Here is a 17,110-nt window from a genome sequence, read left to right as displayed (position 1 = left end):
CGACGGCAATCCTCCTTTTCCGATCCTGCGGTTAATATCTCCGACCATGATGCGGAGAGTGGCGATGAGAAGGATGGCGTGGGTTGCAGCGTGGGTGCTCGGCATGGCGATAGCCGCCAACGCTGCGCCGATCCAGCTCCAGCGCGGCGTCGGCGTGCATGAATGGCTCAACTGGTCGCCGGTCGAGGACGATGGATCCTACAGTTGGCCGCCCTATCGTAGCGAGGAGGAGTGGCGCGCTGGACATAGGCCGCTCACCGATTGGCCGGATGGCGAAGTGTTTGCGCGCATTCGATCGATGGGCTTCGACTTCGTCCGGCTGAGCGTCGACCCCGGCCCTCTGCTTGCCAGCAAGGGCGCCAAACGGCAGCAGGCGCTGGACATACTTGCCGCAGCGGTCGAGCGGGTCACGTCGGCCGGCCTTAAGGTGGTTTTCGACCTGCACGGCGTCACCCAGGTTCCGGCCTACAGCATGGAGATGATCTATGACGGTGCCGACAGCGAAGGCGTTGCCAGCTATCGCGAAATGGTTGTGGCGGTGGCCACCATGCTGGCCAGGGTTGGCACCGACAAGATAGCCTTCGAGCCTTACAACGAGCCGGCATACTACCCCTGTGATTCAAGCGGCAGCGATGACTGGCAGCGGATCATGGCAGACACGGTCCGCGATATTCGCGCAGTCAGCAGCGAACTCACCATCGTAGCAACAGGCGCCTGTGGCGGCAGCATTGCCGGGCTGGTCAATCTCACCCCGGGCTTTGACGATCCGAACCTCTACTACAGCTTCCATATGTATGAGCCGCACAGTTTCACGCACCAGCGGCCCGACGGGACAGGCGCCTTCGCCTCGGGCCTGCCCTGGCCGGCCGACAGCAGTACGCCCGAAAAGGTGACCGAAACCCTTAAGGTGCAGATGGACGCCGCCGGCCTGAGCCCGGTCGAGCAAATGATGAACATGGTCGCGGCGCGTGAAGCAATCGCCCGATATTTCGAGCAGAATTGGGGTCCGAGCCAACTCGAGGCGAGCTTCCGTCAGGCGGTCGACTGGGCCGAGGCGCATGGCATTCCAAGCCGGCGGCTCTTCATGGGTGAATTCGGTGTGATCCTCATGTCTGCGGACGGCCGCATGGGCGCATTCGACGCCGACCGTCTGCGCTATCTCAAGGCGGTGCGCCAGCAGGCGGAACGCTTCGTGATACCATGGTCTGTCTGGGAATTCTCCAATCCCTATGGGATGACCGTTATCCGGCCCGAAGGGCGTGCGGTCCCGGACCAGGAGATGTTGCGGGCACTGGGCCTGCCGTAGCCGTTGCGCCTCTTGACGGATGAGCAGCCGGGCGGCAACGCCAATCCTGTCCCCGTCACAAGCTAGTGATCAATCACGCGACGGCACGAGCTGCCGTCTCCGCGGCAATTGTCGGTGGCACTTCATTCAGGACCGGCAGAGGCTGATCGAACCGGTCAAGCCCGCCTTTGAACCACCTTGGCGGCTTTCTCCGCGAGCCGGTTCGTCAGCAACCAAGTGTTTAACACATTCGTCGTAAACAGCGTCGCGAATACGCGCGCCCAGGGAAGAGATGATGTGCGGAATTGCCGGCTGGATCGGGCCGAGAGTCGAGAACCCACAAGATCGCGCCGCCGGAATGTCCAACGCATTGCGGCATCGTGGCCCCGATGCCGAAGGCACCGAGTTCTTGGACTTGAACGCCGGCGGGAACCAATTGGCATTGGTGCATCGCCGCCTGGCGATTATTGACTTAAACGCCGATTCAAATCAGCCGATGCATATCGACGACGGCCGTCTCAGAATTATTTTCAACGGCGAAATATACAACTATATCGAGTTGCGCCAGGAACTGATCGGCCTCGGTCATCATTTTCGAACGCGCTCCGATACCGAGGTGCTGCTCAGAGCTTATGATCAGTGGCACTTGTCCATGTTTGACCGATTGAGCGGCATGTTCGCTTTTGCGCTCTGGGATGCTCAGAGGCACGAATTGATTCTCGGCCGCGATCCCTTCGGCAAAAAGCCCCTTTACCTCATGGAAAGCGAAAAATTGCTGTCGTTTGCCTCGGAGATCAACGCGTTGTTGTCATCGCAGCCAAACGCGCAGCAGCTCGATCTGGACGCTGTGCACGAGTATCTGCGCTGGCGTTACGTGCCTGGACCGCGCACGCTTTTTAAACAAATCCGCAAACTCAACCCCGGAAGCTATGCTGTTTGGTCGCAAGGGACAGTGACGGAAACGCGCTATTATACGCCTCCAGATCAAACCGATCTGACCGAGGACATCGACGACGAAACCGCCAAGCGGCGATTTCTGGAACTGCTCGACCATTCCGTCGAGATCAGAATGCGCAGCGATGCACCCTTTGGCGCCTTTCTCTCCGGAGGACTCGACTCGTCAGCAATCGTCGCCCTGATGACCAAGCACAGCGACAAGCCTATTCGTACATTTTCGGTCGGTTTCAGCGAACCGGCTTACAGTGAACTCCCATTCGCCCGACGCGTCGCCGATCATTTCAAGACCGATCATTGCGAACTGGTCATTGAGGCCGACGACCTGATTGACCACCTGCCCAAGTTGATTCGCCATCTGGGGGCGCCTGTTTCACAAAGTTCGGACATTCCAATTTACCTGATGTCGGAGCGAGCCTCGCAGGACGTCAAGATGGTGCTCACAGGGGAAGGGGCAGACGAGATTCTCGGCGGGTATCCCAAACATCGCGCGGAGTCACTTGCTGGAATCTACCGGTCGCTCGTTCCAGCCTTGCTCCACAACAACGTTCTCGCCCCTCTGATACGCGCCATGCCTGGCGCATCGGCCAAGTTCGATACATTTGCCCGAAGCGCGGGCGAAAGGGACTTTGCCACTCGGATGATCTCCTGGTTTGGGGCCATGACAGCGCGGGAACACGGTCGCCTCATCGGTGCGCCGGCCAATTGCCGCAATGAACGCAACGACTTCCCGTTCTCCTCAAGCGCGAAGGCATCCCATCTTCGCCGCGCGCTGTTTTTCGATCAGACATCGTGGTTGCCTGACAATCTCTTGGAACGAGGCGACCGGATGATGATGGCCGGTTCAATCGAAGGAAGAATGCCGTTCCTCGATCGCGATCTGGTTGCGTTCGTCAGCAAATTGCCCGATCGCTACAAGGTGGGTTGGCGGAAGGGCAAGCTGATCTTGCGCAACAGTATGGCCAACATGCTTCCTGAGGAAATTCTCAACCGCCGCAAGATCGGGTTCAAGGTGCCCGTCGCCGAATGGTTTCGCGGGCCGATGAGGAACTACGTGCACGACCATCTTTGCTCCTCTCAATCCGTCATTCGCAGCTATTTGAGCGCGAAACACCTTGATCAAATCGTCTCGGAGCATGCCAGCGGTGCCGCAGACCACGAAAAGCTAATTTGGGCGCTGTTGAATTTGGAGATATTCCATCGCGAATTTGGGCTTGGAGCGCCGCAGTGACGCCAATGGGATCGATATCGCGCTCGACCCGCAGTTGCTCGTCTTAGGCTCACCTGCGCACTCAAGCGGCGGCGCGCAAGCTCAGCGTCCACGTTTACTAGGATGGCGTCAGCGCTTGACCGATTGAGCCTTTGACGCGACGGACCTCCAGACTTCACGAATCGCGCCGACAAACGGTGCGAGCTCAAGCCGGTCCCGATGCACGGCCACCGCGGCAGCACCAAGCCTGGCTCTCAATGCCGGATTCTCGACCAGCCGTGTCAGCGCCTCGGTCAACGCCGCAACATCGCCGGGCGGCACCAGCAACCCGGATTCCTCGTTGGTGATGATATCCTCCACGGCGCCGACAGGCGTCGTCACTACCGCGAGACCTGCGGCCATGCCTTCGATGACAGAGACGGGCAGGTTTTCGGCAAAGGAGGGTAGCACCAGAATATCCGCCGAAGCGATCAGCGATGCGACCTCGTCGGGCCCGACCCAGCCAGGAAGGGTAACGCGCTCGGCAAGGCCGAGTTCGGCCGTTCTCGTTCGGGCCTCCTCGACTTCGCCATCGCCGGCGATCGTGGCGCGCCAACTTTTGATCGGATCCATGCGGTGCAGCGCATCCAGCAATTGCGGTACGCCCTTGCGGTCGCCGATGCGGCCAAGGAACAGGATATGCACATGGTCGCCGCCACCGACATGCGCCAAGGAGGGAACCGCCGTGGCGTTGGGAACGATGACAATGTTGCCCGCCGCCCCCGGTGCCCGGCTGGCGACGAAGTCGCGCCAAAGCCCGCCCAAGACGATCACCCGACCGGCACGCTCGAACAGAGCTTCGATGCGGCGGCTCATGAAACTACGATCGTCTTTCCAGAATGTCTCGTACTGCGCCCCATGCAAATGCAGGACATAGGGTATCGACAGCAACCGTGCGCAGGCGGCGATCACCATCTTGCGATAGGTGCTGCCGGAGACTGATATATTGATGTGGATGACATCGGCGCGCTTCGCCAAACGCGCCGCAAGCATCCGCAAGCAAAAGTCAAACATATAGAAGATCGAAAACCCGACATGCCCTGGGCCGCGGCTGGCAAGGAAGCGTACGTCGATGTCGGCGATCTCCTGCCGCTCGAACTCCTGCTTCAGCGCGCCCATGATGCGGTCGATACCACCCTGCCCCGAAACGCCCGAAGGCGTCGCGACAAGGACATGGACTTTTTGATTGTGGACCGGACGCTGCAACATGACTCCATTCGGAACGACAAGGCAAAGGTTTCAAACAAGGTTTACGACGAATCCGTTAGTTCAAACTGAATCTGTTCACCCTTTGCCGTCATCGCGCTGGATTTTCCGCCGGTCGACGGTTAATCGAAGGTGAATTTTCCGGGGACAACTCTTTGCTGCTGCGCTCCACGCTTATCTATGCCCCGGCGATCCTGCTGACGCGGATTTCCGCGCTGCTCCTGCTGGTCATCGTGACGCGGCTGATCGATCAGACCGAGTATGGCCTGCTGACCCTGGTGGTGACCGTCGGCGAAATGACAGACGTTGCCGTCACCAACTGGCTGCGCATCGCTTTGCTCAGGCTTGGCGGCAAAGGCGACGTCAGCCGTGGCAGCCTGATGCTGGCCGGGCGGGTGTTGCTTGCCAGCACGGCCCTGGCGCTGATCATATCCGTCATCGCCTCCGCAGTGATCGTGCCGGAGCGCTGGGTCGAGTTCGCGATCGCCGTCTGCAGCTACCTGATCGCCGGCTCCATCGGCCGCTTCGCGTTGACGGTGCTGCAGATGCAGCAGCGTCATTCGGTCTATTCGATGCTCGAGTTCCTGCGCGCCGTGCTGCAACTCGCGCTGCCGATCGGCGCAATTGTCATGTTCCAGGATTCCTTCCTGACGGTATCGCTCGGCTCGAGCCTCGGCGTTTTAATCGCCGGTATCGTGGCGGGCCTAATGGCATCCCGACGCGTGATTGCCGGTCCGCCACGCTTCACCCAGAAAGAGTTCTTCGTCCTCGGTGTGCCCCTGGTCATCATGGCGCTGGTAGGCTTCGGCCTGCACAGCGCAGAGCGTGTATTCCTCAAGATCTATTACGACGCCGGCGCGGTGGCGATCTTCGCCGCAGCCTATGCACTGGCCCGCCAGCCCATCGATATGGTCGCCAATTCCATCAACATGGGCGCCTTTCCCGAGGTGGTCAGCCGGTTCGACGACGACGGGCCTGCGGCATCGGGCCGGCTGCTGTCGCAATTGATGGCCTTGATGATGCGCCTTTGCCTGCCGGTTGCAGCGATGCTGGTCGCACTCAGCAGCGATATCACTCAGCTCTTGCTGCCCTCCGAATATCACGGCCGTTTCGGCCTGCTCTTTCCGATCATCGCCTTCAGCGTGCTGTGTGCCAATCTCGCCAGCTTCGTCTATGGCACCGTGGTGCACGCGCACAAGCGGCCGTGGCTGCTGATCATCGCCAATTCCTTCGGCTCGGTGGCGACAATCGCACTGTCCGTGCTGTTGATCCCCCCGATGGCGGAGGTCGGCGCTGCTTTGGCGCTGGCGGGCGGATCGCTGGCAGGTCTTTTGGCCTGCATCATCATCAGCGAACGGCTCACGCCGGTGCCGGTGCCATGGCGAGACATCGGCATTTCGATCGTCATCTCGGTCTGCACGGGGCTGGCCGCCAGCCTTGCCAGCGCTCTATTCGGCGATATGCCGGCCATCTTCTCGCTCGTCGCGGGCGGCACCGCTGGCGCAGTGGTTTTCTTCGGGCTGACCTGGCTGTTTTATCCTGCCGCCGCGATGCAGTTCGTAGCTAAGCTGAGGGCGCGGCTACGGCTCGTATAGACCCGCGATGGCGCGTGCAATTGTTCAACCGCGAAGAGCGTCGTATCGTAGTTTTGGAAAAAGCGGTTCCGATTTCCGACCGATGCTGTAGCCCCAGGCCGGTGCCCTGTTGGGTAATCGCTAATTATAGATCGACCTTTCGGCGTCCCCGGCGGTTCCAGAACTCGCGGCACAGCAGCGCTGCGTAGGCAGTGTTGGTGTCATAGTAGCGGCGCCACAAGCGTCGCGGCTCCTGTGCCACGCGAAACAACCACTCCAGACCGATCGCTTGAATCAGTTTTGGCGCCCGGGCAACCTTGCCGCCATAGACGTCGAAACTACCGCCCACGCCCATGACGAAACTCGCAGTGAGTTCGTCACGATAGCGCTTGAGAAAGCGCTCCTTGCGCGGCGTCGGCATCGCCACCAACAGGCAGTCGGCGCCCGAGGCGTTGATCGCCTCGACGATGCCGGCCTCGTCTTCCGGCTTGAAATAGCCATTGCGCATGCCAGCGACGATGAGGCCCGGATGATCCCTCGCGAGTCGCATTCTAACCGCATCGAGAACGGATTGTTCGGCGCCCAGGAGAAAGAGCCTGTAGCCCCGCTTGTCGCAGAGGCTCAGCAGATTGATCATGATATCGACACCCGCTACGCGCTCCGGAAGCGCGACGCCACAAAGACGCGCACCCCAAAGCACCCCGATGCCATCGACGTTGACTACATCCGCCGTTGCCACGTCCTCGTGCAGTTCGGAGTTGTTGCGCATGTTCACGAGCTTGGCGACATTCACGACCACATGATGCAGCGGCCGCCGCAGGGTCATCGCCTCATCGGCGATGGCCAGCGTCTCGGCCATGGTCAGCGCATGGATCGGCGCGCCAAGGAATTCCCGGCGCCGTGACGCCAACAGGCGATGCTGCGCCCATGCCGGGTCGTGCGCGTTCATGCGGCCTCCTCTGCACCTGCAGGAAGTGCCAGGTGTTCGAGCGCTGATTTCTTGCCTTCGATGCGGGCGTCGGGCTTGCGTGCTTTGCGCCAGGTCCACAAACCCCTTGTGTCGATGAGCTTCTTGTCCTTGAGCGCTTCGGGATCAACCAGATTAAACTGCCGATGGTCGACCAGCAGGACGACGATATCGCACTGGTCGATGGCGGAAAGCGCATCGGTGAAGACGATGCCTTTACCCTCGAGTTCATGCGGCAGCCTATTTGTGTTGGGTTCGGCCGCGATGATCTTCAGGTTGGGAATATCTGACAAAAGCTTCACCACCTCGACAGCCGGACTCTCTCGCATATCGTCGATATTGGCTTTGAAGCTGAGACCAAGACAAGCGATCGTCTGCTTGCGAGAAGGGTCGAGCAAGGCTTCGATATCCCTGACCACCGACAATGGACGCTCGGAATTGATCCGGCGTGCCGAAGCCATCAGGCGCGTATTATTGGGCGCGGCGTCGATGATAAAATACGGATCGACCGCAATGCAGTGGCCGCCGACGCCCGGGCTCGGCTGCAGGATGTTCACGCGGGGATGCCGGTTAGCCAGATCGATCACCTCCCAGACGTTGAGCGACAGATCCTGGCACACTGCCGCAAGCTCGTTGGCGAAGGCTATGTTGACGTCGCGGAACGCATTCTCGGTCAGCTTCACCAGTTCCGCGCTCTCGGCCTGGGTGGTGAACAGGTCGCCGGTAACGAAGGTTGAATAGAGTGCTGCGGTGCGTTCCGACGACTTGCGCGACAGTCCGCCGATCGAGCGATCGTTGTTGATCAGCTCGGTAAGAACCTTTCCCGGCAACACGCGCTCGGGTGAATAGGCGACCAGGACATCGGCTTCTTCGCCATGCAGGACAGGAAACCTAAGATCGGGCCGCAACTCGGCAAGCAGTCCCGTCATGATGCGCGTCGTGCCGACCGGCGACGTCGATTCCAGCACCACAAGGTCTCCCCGCTTCAGCACGGAGGCGATGCTTCGTGCCGCCGCGAGCACATAGCTCACGTCAGGCTTGTGGTCCTCGGTCATCGGGGTCGGCACTGCGATGACAAACGCGTCCGCCGGCTGCGGTGTACTGAAAGCCCTAAGCTTGCCGTTGGCTACAACCTTCTGGATCAAACCATCGAGGTCCGGCTCGACGATGTGGATTTCGCCGCGATTGACCTTCTCGACCACCGCTTCGTTGACGTCGACACCAATGACGTCGAGCCCTCGACTGGCGAAGATGGCGCAGGTCGGCAGGCCGATATAGCCCATGCCGATAACGGAAACGGTTTTGATCTCAGCCATGATGCAGCAATTCCTCAACGATCCGGTTACCGGCCCGGCCATCGCCATACGGGTTGTGTCGTTCCGCCATGCCGCGATAGGCAGCCTGATCGTCGAGCAGGCTGTTGGCATTCGACAGGATTTTTTTGATATCGGTGCCGACGAGACGCGCGGTGCCCGCCGCAATCCCCTCGGGCCGCTCGGTATTCTCGCGCATCACCAGCACCGGCTTGCCGAGCGAAGGCGCTTCTTCCTGCACGCCGCCGCTATCGGTCAGCACCAGATAGCTCTGCTTCTGCAGGAACAGAAACGGCAGATAGTCCTGCGGGTCGACCAGGTGGATATTCGGCACGCCACCTAGTTCGGCGTTGACCACCGAGCGCACGTTGGGATTGGGATGGACCGGATAGACGATCTGCACGTCCTCGCGCACCGCCAACCCCTTCAGCGCCGTGCAGATACGATGGATGCCGCCGTCGAAATTCTCACGGCGATGACCGGTAACGAGGATCATTTTCTTGGCGGGATCGAGGAACGGGAAATGGGCGGCGAGCTTGGCGCTCATCGACTTGTCGGCGTCGATCGCGCCGGAAAAATGCAACAGCGTGTCGATCACAGTGTTGCCGGTCACGAAGATGGTGTTCGCAGCCTTTCCTTCGGCGATGAGATTGTCGCGCGCCTGGATGGTCGGCGCGAAATGCCACGTCGCTATGTCGCCGGCAATCTTGCGGTTCAGTTCCTCTGGAAAGGGAGAGTTGATATCGTGGCTGCGCAATCCTGCCTCGATATGGGCTACCGGGATGCGTTTGTAGAAAGCAGCCAGAGCCGCAGTCATCGCCGTGGTCGTGTCGCCTTGCACGAGGACGATATCGGGCTTCGCCTTCTCCAGCACGTCGGCCATGCCCAGCAGCACGCGCGAGGTGACGTCGAACAATGTCTGGCCGGGCTGCATGATGTTGAGGTCGTGATGCACCGGCAGGCCGGTCAGTTCGATGACCTGGTCGACCATCTCGCGATGCTGGCCGGTGATGCATGTCTCGGTAACAAGACCGGGATGGGCAAGCGCGGCACGCACCACCGGAAAGCATTTGAGCGCCTCCGGCCTCGTGCCGAACACGATCAGCAGTTTTTGCCTGAACGGCAGTTTCGGATGTGAAAGGACGTTCATTGCTGATCCTGGTCGCCAGAAGGCATCGCGACCTGCTGGTTATTCGCCACAAGAGCTATAATAGCGGCAGAAGCCGCCTTCGTGACCTTAAATCTTAATATATGATTAACAGCCAAGCCCGCGTTCTCCCCGGTAACTCTTATGAAAGCCTAAACCGATAGGTATCCTGGCATAGTAGTCTTGAAAAAGAACATATTCGATTGACTAATATTTTAATTATCGGCCACACCGTCGGATCTCGACGCTGGGAAAATGAGCTCCTGGTGCGGTTGAACGCAGCTGGTCACGTGGTTTCGAGTTGCCGCGCGCCGACGCCTGCGCCGATCGCACGCGGCCTGGATATTGTGCTGGCGGTCGAGAACCGGCGCTTCGGTCCCTCATTGGCAAGCTGGTCCGAGCCGTTGTCGTCTGGCGGTTCTGGTCCAGCCGACCTCGTAATCGATCTCACCGGCACTGCCGCACGACGAAGCACGCCGGTTCTGACGCTCGAATTTTGCGGCCACAGCACCTTCCCCGCCGGTGTGGCCGAGATGCTGGCGAGCGGGCGATCGCCCGAACTTGCCGTTCGCCTCGATGGCGTCACAGTCGCCCGCGGGCGACCGATGCTCGGCGACCGGCTCTGGCTATCTCGCAGCTGCAACGACCTGCTCGCTGGGGCCATCTCGCTGGTTGCGCAAAGCGTCGCCCGTTTTTCCGCGGGCGACCTTGTGCCAGTTGCCGATAACCCGGCACCGATCCTGAGGAACGGCGGTTTTGTCCGGCATTATCTGCCCTTTTTCTGCAGGGGGTTGGTCGATCGCGCCGTGCAAAAACTCAGACTTGGACGGCGGCCCTTTTATTGGCAGGTCGCCTATCGGCTGATCGACGGGTCAGGTGTCGCCGAAACCGGGCAACTTGACGGTAAGCCGTTCACCGTCCTCCCGGACGATGGCCAGCGATTCTATGCCGATCCATTCGTCCTCGAGCGGGATGGCCGCCACTATCTGTTTGTCGAGGAATTTCCCTACGCTACGGGTCGCGGCGTGATTTCTGTCGCCGAGCTGGGCGAAGATGGCACCTTCGGTGTGCCGAGGGTGGTACTGGAGGAAATGCACCATTTGTCGTATCCGCAGCTGTTCGCTCAGGCCGGCGAGATTTTCATGATTCCGGAAAGTGGGGCGGCGCGCGAGCTTGTGCTCTACCGCGCCGCGCAGTTTCCGGATCGCTGGGTGCGCGACACCGTGCTGATGACGGACAAGGATTTCAATGACGCCACGCTGCTCGAATTGGATGGGCGCTTCTGGCTGTTGGGGACGGAGCGGTTCGGTTACGGCAGCGCGTCGGATACGATGGCGGTCTATTCCGCACCCTCGCTGCGCGGGCCGTGGGTCGCGCATGCGCTCAATCCCATCGCCGTCGATCACTCGGCCGCTCGGCCCGGCGGCGCCTTTATTCGCCAAGGTGACGCCGTAGTTCTGCCGGTGCAAAACGGGTCGAAATCCTATGGCGGCGGTCTCGGCTTGATGCGGCTGGATAGGCTTGACGATTTCGACGTCCGTTTTGCGCCGCCCCGCCCGATCGGCCCGGGGCCGGCATGGGCCCGCACGGGCATTCACACGCTTAATCGCGCAGGCAACGTCGAGGTTGTGGATAGCGCCGGCTGACGCGTCTGGAGCCTGTGCTTATCCGAGCCGATCCGGTTTCGGCTCGGATGCAGCCGCAGCCGACGATGTGCTGTTCGGCCGGTTTCTATACGGCGCGTTTCTATAGGCAAGCAGCAGCACCACGATAATCGCGATCTCCGGCGATTTTGACGAGAGCGCGTTGTTCGACAGCGCAGCAAGCAGGAACGTCATTGTGCCGATCCATGCCGGCAGCGGCGCCGCGCGCAGCAGCCGAAAAATGAACCAGAATACCAGCGTGATGAAGAGCACGGCTATGGGCAAGCCGAAGAGCATGATGATGACCACCGGCGCGCTCTCGATGTAGGGCAGATGCAGCTTCTCGTTGACGATCGCCAGCAGGTCGTCGACGTTCATGCCAAACAGGATGTCTTTCCAGCTAACAAGTCCGAACACCTGGTAGATCGTCACCCGAGCCATGAAATTTTCGTCAAAGATCGTGTTGCCGAATCGGTTCAGCAGTCCGCCCGAAAACAGTATGGCCACCAGCACTGCGCCGGCCGCCAGGGCGAACAGCAGCACGACAGACTTGGCCTGCCGCTGGTGTTTGAGGGTCAGGCGCGGCCAAGGCACGAACATCAGCAGAATGAGGGTTTCTCCGGCAGCGAGCAACAGGGCGGCGCGAGCGCCTGACGCAGCACAACCGACGAGCAATACGAAGATCGCCAGCACCCGCACCCATATGCGCCAGCGCGTCAGCGGTACGAATCCGATGACAGTGGCGCAGAGCGCGCCTAGGGCCAACGGGTGCGCCGATAGCCCGATTGGCCTGAACTGCAGTTCGTTGAGACCGTAAGGCAGAAATCGATGTTGAGTCCCCGCTTCGATTGTGCCCATCACGGCGCTGACGATCACCATTCCAAGCACGACGTCGCCCAACGCCCGCCGCACTTCCGCATTCATGGCCAGCATCAACAGACCTGCGGCGCCTGCCACCAGATAGGTATCGATGATGAACCCGGAGGAGCCGGCGCGGCCGGTGATGAACAGATACGGCACCAGCGCGAAAATCAGCGCAGAATAGAGCAGCAAAGCCTTGAAGATTCCAATTTCGTCGCCCTGCAGCAGAAACGGCCGGCTGAAAAGAACGAACGGAAGCAGCAGAAAGATAGCATAGGTGCCGAAATGCAGTTTCTCGTAGAATGAACCACCGTCGGCCGTATAGTCGACGACCATGTTCATAATCTGCGGTGAAACCGTGAAGCGGAGCAGGAACGCCAGCGCAGCGCATAGGAAAAACAGAATCGACAGCGCGTTCTGACGGCGCGCCTGGCTGGACAGCAATCGTTCCGATGCGGCAGCGGGATAGCTCATGGCCCATCCAAATGGGGGTATTCAAGCGGCATTCTGGCCAACGAGATCCATTCAAGGGACCGCCGAACGGACGCGGCGTGTGACTCGGCAAAATATGCCAACTTGGAAAATGAGATGTTAACGATCTTTCTGTAGTGCTGGCCCGCGTAGCGAATAACAAGAGTTAGCACCATGTCCGCCGCTTCCGGCACAACCCCTCCCTCTGCAGCGGATTCCGATATCAGCGCACTCGAGCGGATCGCCAATGCACGGCGCGCCAGCAGGGCAAGGCTGCAACAGGATGCCCCAGTCATGGCACGCACCTCCGCCCCTGTCACTCCGCACACGCCCGAGCCTGTCCCGACGGTGACGCTCGACAAGATCGGCGATTTCCTTGAGCTCGATTTTCGACGCCTGTTTGTCTGGCTGCGTGCCGGGCTCGTCTTGGCATTGATGCTGGCAGTGGCCGGCGGCGTCATCGGCGCCGCCTATGGGTTGCTGAGCAAACAGCGTTATACCGTTACGACAGAAATCCTCATCAATCCTGCCAATTTGCAGGTTGTGGAAAACGATCTCTACTCGCAACCAGGCCAGGTCGACAGCCAAATACTTAACGCGCGCAGCAAGCAGCGCATCTTGACCTCGGGCAACGTGCTTGCACGAGTAGTGGACGAACTCGGTCTAGCCAGGGATCCGGAGTTTTTCGACCCGGACCAGAGCTCCTCCACGTCTGGTGCTGCAGCGAGTGGCGCCAAGTCCGATCCGAAGCTTATCGCCCAGAAAAGCCTGGCGGAGCGGGTCAGCGTCGCTGCAGATGAAACGTCGTTCGTCACAACCCTCTCGGTATCGGCAGAAACCACCGGCAAGGCGATCCTGATCTCGCAAGCCATAGTGAAGGCTTTCCAGGACGAACTGGCCAAGGCCGAAGCTGCTGGTGCCAGCCGTGCCGCAGCTGCTCTTGAGGGCCGGCTCGGCCAACTCAAGCGCGACGTGCAGGCGGCCGAAGAGAAGGTCGAGAGCTACAGGCGCAGTCACAACCTGTCCTCCAGCAATGGCCAGCTTGTCAGTTCGCAGACGATGACGCAGCTCAATAGTGAAATTGGAGAGGCGCAATCGCGCGTCATCGCAGCGCAGGCAAGTTACGACGCCTTAGTTGCCTCCGGTGTCAATGGAGCCAATCCTGACCCCGCGGTTTCGGCAGCACTCGCAGCACTGCGCGACAAGGCAAATAGCCTGCGGCAGCAAATCGATTCACAATCCATGACCTTTGGTCCGCGCCACCCGACGATTGTCCGGCTTAGGACAGAATTCGAGACCGTCAGTTCCCAACTCAGGGCAGAGTTCGCCCGCACGGTCGGCACCGCAAAAGCCAACCTGGATAAGGCCAACGCCTCATTGGCTTCCCTCAGCGCCAAGATGAACGATCTGAAGAGCAGTGTTTTCACCGACGGCGAGTCCCAGGTCGCCCTGCGTGAGCTTGAACGCGACGCCGCCTCGAGGAGGGCGGTCTATGAAAGCTTCCTGTCTCGCTCGCGCCAAATCACCGAGCGCGAGCAGATCGACACCACGAATGTACAGGTGATTTCCACCGCCGTGCCGCCACAGGGACGCTCGTGGCCGCCCCGCACCCCCCTGATGGCAGGCCTGGGAGCTTTCGCCGGCTTTGCGCTAGGCATGCTGCTCGCCCTTGCCATGGGCATCGTTCGCGACATTCGCCAGCCGCCGAACCGATCAGGCATCGACGTCAGCCGAGCCTGAATCCAGGCATGGCGAAGCGCATTGTTTTTCACATTGCCAGTCTCAGGGGCGGCGGCGCCGAGCGTGTCTTCGTCCTCATGGCAAATGAATTGGCATCACGTGGCCACGATGTCACACTTTTTACCTGGAACGCTGAAGGACCCAACGCCGCGCTGCGCTCCCCCGCGGTGCATCTTGTCGATTTCGACCTTCCCATCCGGGGCGAGGGTTACGGCAAGTGGGAGACGCTGAAAGGCATCGTGCGAAGCGCACGTTTTTTCAGCCGCCTTGGTCCGCATGCGGTCTATAGCGCCCCCGAATTTGCCAATCTGGTCGTGGCGCTGGCGCTTCTCTTGGCGCGAAGCCGAGCGCAGTTCTTTCCAAGCTTCCACGCGGCGGCCTCACTGCCTTCCGGCAGCCTCGGCGCGAGAATAGCGGTCTGGCTTTCCGCGTTGGTTGCAGCGCGCGCAACCAAAGCCATCGCCGTCTCATTGGGTGTCGGCCGCGACATTGCGGCCCGCGGCTTTCCCAAATCCAAAGTTGTCGTCATCAACAATCCGCTGCCACCGGCTGCGGCGCTCCAGCAAGATTCCTATACATGGCAGACAAAGCTGGCGACGATGGGCGATGGCCCGGTCATCGCTACCGCGGGGCGCCTGGTGCCGGTCAAGGATCATCGGACCTTGCTCCAGGCCTTCGCTATCCTGCGCGCCGGCCGCCGCGCTCGGCTTGTAATCTTCGGCGAAGGTCCGCTGGCTGCCGAGTTGCGCACCTATGCCCAGGAATCCGGTATCGCCGCCGATGTGCTCTTTGCTGGCTACGTCAACGATCCCGCGGCCTGTTATGCCGCAGCCGATCTGTTCGTCCTTTCCTCGACGAGCGAGGGCTTCGGCAATGTGTTGGTCGAGGCCATGGCTGCTGGCGTCCCCGTAGTCTCCACAGATGCGCCGCATGGCCCGCGCGAGATTCTCGGTGACGGTCGTTTCGGCGCCTTGGTGCCGGTCGGCGATGCCGGGGTCCTGGCAAAGGCGATGGCTGAGATGCTGGACCACCCCACTTCTGCCGCCGTCCTGAAAAGCAGGGCAGCGGATTTCGAAGTAGAAAAGATCGGGGATCTGTACGAAGCGCTGCTCTAGCCAGGAACTTCGCGCTGGCGTTGATTGATGCCAGCCGCTATCGCCATTCGCGCCGACACCGGAATCTGGTAGCAGCCGATGAAGAGAAGTAGCGAGCCGGTCACCGCGGCGGGAAGCGCGGTCGGGCAGCCGCACGGCGATTTTTTTTTACGGAGTGTTCGAATGAGACATGTGTGGCGTTGGTTCGGCCCGGTCGACAAGGTGACGATCGCGGATGCGCGTCAAGCCGGGGCGCAAGGCATCGTCTCGGCCCTTCACCACGTTCCTCACGGCGCCGTCTGGCTGCCCGCCGAAATCGAAAGACGTCAGCGCGAAGTCGCGTCTTTGCCGGATGGAAGCGCAAGCGATCTGAACTGGGAGATTGTCGAGAGCCTGCCGGTTTCCGAAGCGATCAAGACCCAGGTCGGCGGATGGCGCAGCCATATTGCCAATTACAAGACCTCGTTGGAAAACCTGGCGCGGGCCGGCATTTCGGTCATCTGCTACAATTTCATGCCCGTGCTCGATTGGACCCGCACCGATCTCGCCTGGCGCCTGCCGCATGGCGGCACCACCATGCGCTTCGATCTGATCGACTTCGCCGCGTTCGACATCCATATCCTGAAACGCCAAGGGGCGCTCGGCGATTACACACCGGAGATCGTCTCCGAGGCGGAGCGGCGATACGCGCAGATGGATGAGGATGCGCGGAAGATTCTGGCAAGAAGCGTCAATTCCGGCCTGCCCGGCTCGACCGAAGACACGTCTTTCGACGGTCTCGCGGCTCAACTCTCAAGTTACGACCGCATCGACGCAACAACCCTGCGCCAACATTTCGTCGATTTCCTGGCGGAGGTCGTGCCTACGACCGAACGCCTCGGCCTGCGTCTCTGCTGCCACCCCGATGATCCGCCGTTTCCGATGCTGGGCCTGCCGCGCGTGATGTCGACCGAGGCCGACTACAAGTATATTCTGGACGCAGTCGACAGCCCGGCCAACGGAGCGACACTGTGCACGGGATCGCTCGGCGCAAGACCGGATAATGATCTGCCCGCCATGATCGAGCGGATGGGACCAAAAATCCACTTCGCGCATCTGCGCAATGTGCGCAAGGAAGCGGCCGGCACCCCCTGCTCGTTCCACGAGGACGAGCACCTTGCCGGCGACACCGACATGGTGGCGGTGGTGGCGGCCCTGCTTCAAGAGGAAGCGCGGCGCAAGAAGGCAGGCCGCCCGGACGCCGTCATCCCGATGCGCCCCGACCATGGCCAGGATATCCTCGATGACCTGACGCGTGGGGCCCAGCCCGGCTATCCGGCCATCGGTCGGCTCAAGGGATTGGCCGAACTCCGCGGCGTGGAACATGCCATTCGCAACTCGACATCAGGCGAGCCGATCTCCACCTCTACCCCATAGTCTGGAGAAGGGCACAGGGCGGTTCGCAACCGGTATACGTTAAATATGCCATCAGATTCGACCATTGGGCGTTCCGCAGCCCGCCTCCGGCACGATGGCACCTTTCCACCTTATTGCGCGGACTTGTGTATAATAGCAGTTTGCGGTTTGAGACCGATTGCAATCCGTTAGCTTGCGCTAGTTATTGCTC

Annotated in this window: 12 protein-coding genes; 7 read left to right on the top strand and 5 right to left on the bottom strand. The window is 60.7% G+C overall.

Translation table 11 applies throughout. The features are described from left to right. Positions 1–64: 64 nt before the first annotated feature. Both EN807_RS13620 and asnB read left to right on the top strand, forming a co-directional pair. Positions 65–1,306: a cellulase family glycosylhydrolase gene (locus EN807_RS13620; protein ID WP_135935278.1), complete on the top strand. Its 1,242-nt coding sequence runs from the start codon at positions 65–67 to the stop codon at positions 1,304–1,306. Between the two features lie 274 nt (positions 1,307–1,580). Then, positions 1,581–3,470, top strand: coding sequence for an asparagine synthase (glutamine-hydrolyzing) (asnB, locus tag EN807_RS13615; protein ID WP_135935277.1), 1,890 nt, complete (start codon positions 1,581–1,583; stop codon positions 3,468–3,470). Between the two features lie 108 nt (positions 3,471–3,578). On the opposite strand, the gene EN807_RS13610 is transcribed toward asnB, so the two are convergent. Then, on the bottom strand, positions 3,579–4,697 hold the full coding sequence (locus EN807_RS13610; RefSeq protein WP_135935276.1) for a glycosyltransferase family 4 protein: 1,119 nt from the start codon (positions 4,695–4,697) through the stop codon (positions 3,579–3,581). A gap of 152 nt (positions 4,698–4,849) precedes the next feature. Between EN807_RS13610 and EN807_RS13605 the strand changes: the two genes are divergently transcribed. Continuing rightward, a complete protein-coding gene (locus tag EN807_RS13605; protein ID WP_135935275.1) occupies positions 4,850–6,289 on the top strand; it encodes a polysaccharide biosynthesis C-terminal domain-containing protein in 1,440 nt (479 codons plus the stop codon). Positions 6,290–6,413: 124 nt separating this feature from the next. Here the strand turns inward: EN807_RS13605 and EN807_RS13600 are convergent, their stop codons facing one another. From EN807_RS13600 to wecB, 3 genes are read right to left on the bottom strand one after another with little or no spacing between them, the layout of a single operon-like run. Further along, positions 6,414–7,217 carry a WecB/TagA/CpsF family glycosyltransferase gene (locus EN807_RS13600; RefSeq protein WP_135935274.1) on the bottom strand — a complete coding sequence of 268 codons (804 nt, stop codon included), beginning with the start codon at positions 7,215–7,217 and terminating at the stop codon, positions 6,414–6,416. After that, positions 7,214–8,551, bottom strand: coding sequence for a UDP-N-acetyl-D-mannosamine dehydrogenase (gene wecC / locus EN807_RS13595; protein ID WP_135935273.1), 1,338 nt, complete (start codon positions 8,549–8,551; stop codon positions 7,214–7,216). The genes EN807_RS13600 and wecC overlap by 4 nt, the downstream gene beginning before the upstream one ends. Beyond that, positions 8,544–9,698, bottom strand: a complete 1,155-nt coding sequence (wecB, locus tag EN807_RS13590) for a UDP-N-acetylglucosamine 2-epimerase (non-hydrolyzing) (protein ID WP_135935272.1) — start codon at positions 9,696–9,698, stop codon at positions 8,544–8,546. Before wecB ends, wecC begins: the two co-directional genes overlap by 8 nt. Before the next feature lie 602 nt (positions 9,699–10,300). On the opposite strand from wecB, the gene EN807_RS13585 reads away from it, so the two are divergent. Then, positions 10,301–11,341 carry a hypothetical protein gene (locus EN807_RS13585; protein WP_246684083.1) on the top strand — a complete coding sequence of 347 codons (1,041 nt, stop codon included), beginning with the start codon at positions 10,301–10,303 and terminating at the stop codon, positions 11,339–11,341. Positions 11,342–11,359: 18 nt separating this feature from the next. Here EN807_RS13585 and EN807_RS13580 read toward each other — a convergent pair whose 3' ends face one another. Further along, positions 11,360–12,673 (bottom strand): VpsF family polysaccharide biosynthesis protein, encoded by a 1,314-nt coding sequence (locus tag EN807_RS13580; RefSeq protein WP_210239979.1) that lies wholly within the window; start codon positions 12,671–12,673, stop codon positions 11,360–11,362. A 171-nt stretch (positions 12,674–12,844) separates the two neighbouring features. Here EN807_RS13580 and EN807_RS13575 point away from each other — a divergent pair, with 171 nt between their 5' ends. The 3 genes from EN807_RS13575 (at position 12,845) to uxuA (ending at position 16,920) form a co-directional block, all read left to right on the top strand. Next, positions 12,845–14,410 (top strand): GumC family protein, encoded by a 1,566-nt coding sequence (locus tag EN807_RS13575; protein WP_135935270.1) that lies wholly within the window; start codon positions 12,845–12,847, stop codon positions 14,408–14,410. 8 nt (positions 14,411–14,418) lie between these two features. Then, on the top strand, positions 14,419–15,525 hold the full coding sequence (locus tag EN807_RS13570; RefSeq protein WP_135935269.1) for a glycosyltransferase: 1,107 nt from the start codon (positions 14,419–14,421) through the stop codon (positions 15,523–15,525). 162 nt (positions 15,526–15,687) lie between these two features. Continuing rightward, positions 15,688–16,920 carry a mannonate dehydratase gene (gene uxuA / locus EN807_RS13565; RefSeq protein ID WP_135935268.1) on the top strand — a complete coding sequence of 411 codons (1,233 nt, stop codon included), beginning with the start codon at positions 15,688–15,690 and terminating at the stop codon, positions 16,918–16,920. Positions 16,921–17,110: the final 190 nt, after the last annotated feature.

It is taken from the genome of Mesorhizobium sp. M5C.F.Ca.ET.164.01.1.1 (assembly GCF_004792125.1).
GTDB lineage: Bacteria > Pseudomonadota > Alphaproteobacteria > Rhizobiales > Rhizobiaceae > Mesorhizobium > Mesorhizobium wenxiniae.
The sequence above is the reverse complement of the archived record's forward strand: the minus strand, read 5'-3'. Positions and strand labels throughout refer to the sequence as shown.

Excerpts from the sequence above, each read along its gene's own strand:
- wecC (WP_135935273.1), bottom strand. The coding sequence starts at position 8,551 with ATGGCTGAGATCAAAACCGTTTCCGTTATCGGCATGGGCTATATCGGC.
- EN807_RS13575 (WP_135935270.1), top strand. The coding sequence starts at position 12,845 with ATGTCCGCCGCTTCCGGCACAACCCCTCCCTCTGCAGCGGATTCCGAT.
- EN807_RS13610 (WP_135935276.1), bottom strand. The coding sequence starts at position 4,697 with ATGTTGCAGCGTCCGGTCCACAATCAAAAAGTCCATGTCCTTGTCGCG.
- uxuA (WP_135935268.1), top strand. The coding sequence starts at position 15,688 with ATGAGACATGTGTGGCGTTGGTTCGGCCCGGTCGACAAGGTGACGATC.
- wecB (WP_135935272.1), bottom strand. The coding sequence starts at position 9,698 with ATGAACGTCCTTTCACATCCGAAACTGCCGTTCAGGCAAAAACTGCTG.
- EN807_RS13585 (WP_246684083.1), top strand. The coding sequence starts at position 10,301 with ATGCTCGGCGACCGGCTCTGGCTATCTCGCAGCTGCAACGACCTGCTC.
- EN807_RS13580 (WP_210239979.1), bottom strand. The coding sequence starts at position 12,673 with ATGAGCTATCCCGCTGCCGCATCGGAACGATTGCTGTCCAGCCAGGCG.
- asnB (WP_135935277.1), top strand. The coding sequence starts at position 1,581 with ATGTGCGGAATTGCCGGCTGGATCGGGCCGAGAGTCGAGAACCCACAA.
- EN807_RS13600 (WP_135935274.1), bottom strand. The coding sequence starts at position 7,217 with ATGAACGCGCACGACCCGGCATGGGCGCAGCATCGCCTGTTGGCGTCA.
- EN807_RS13570 (WP_135935269.1), top strand. The coding sequence starts at position 14,419 with ATGGCGAAGCGCATTGTTTTTCACATTGCCAGTCTCAGGGGCGGCGGC.
- EN807_RS13620 (WP_135935278.1), top strand. The coding sequence starts at position 65 with ATGAGAAGGATGGCGTGGGTTGCAGCGTGGGTGCTCGGCATGGCGATA.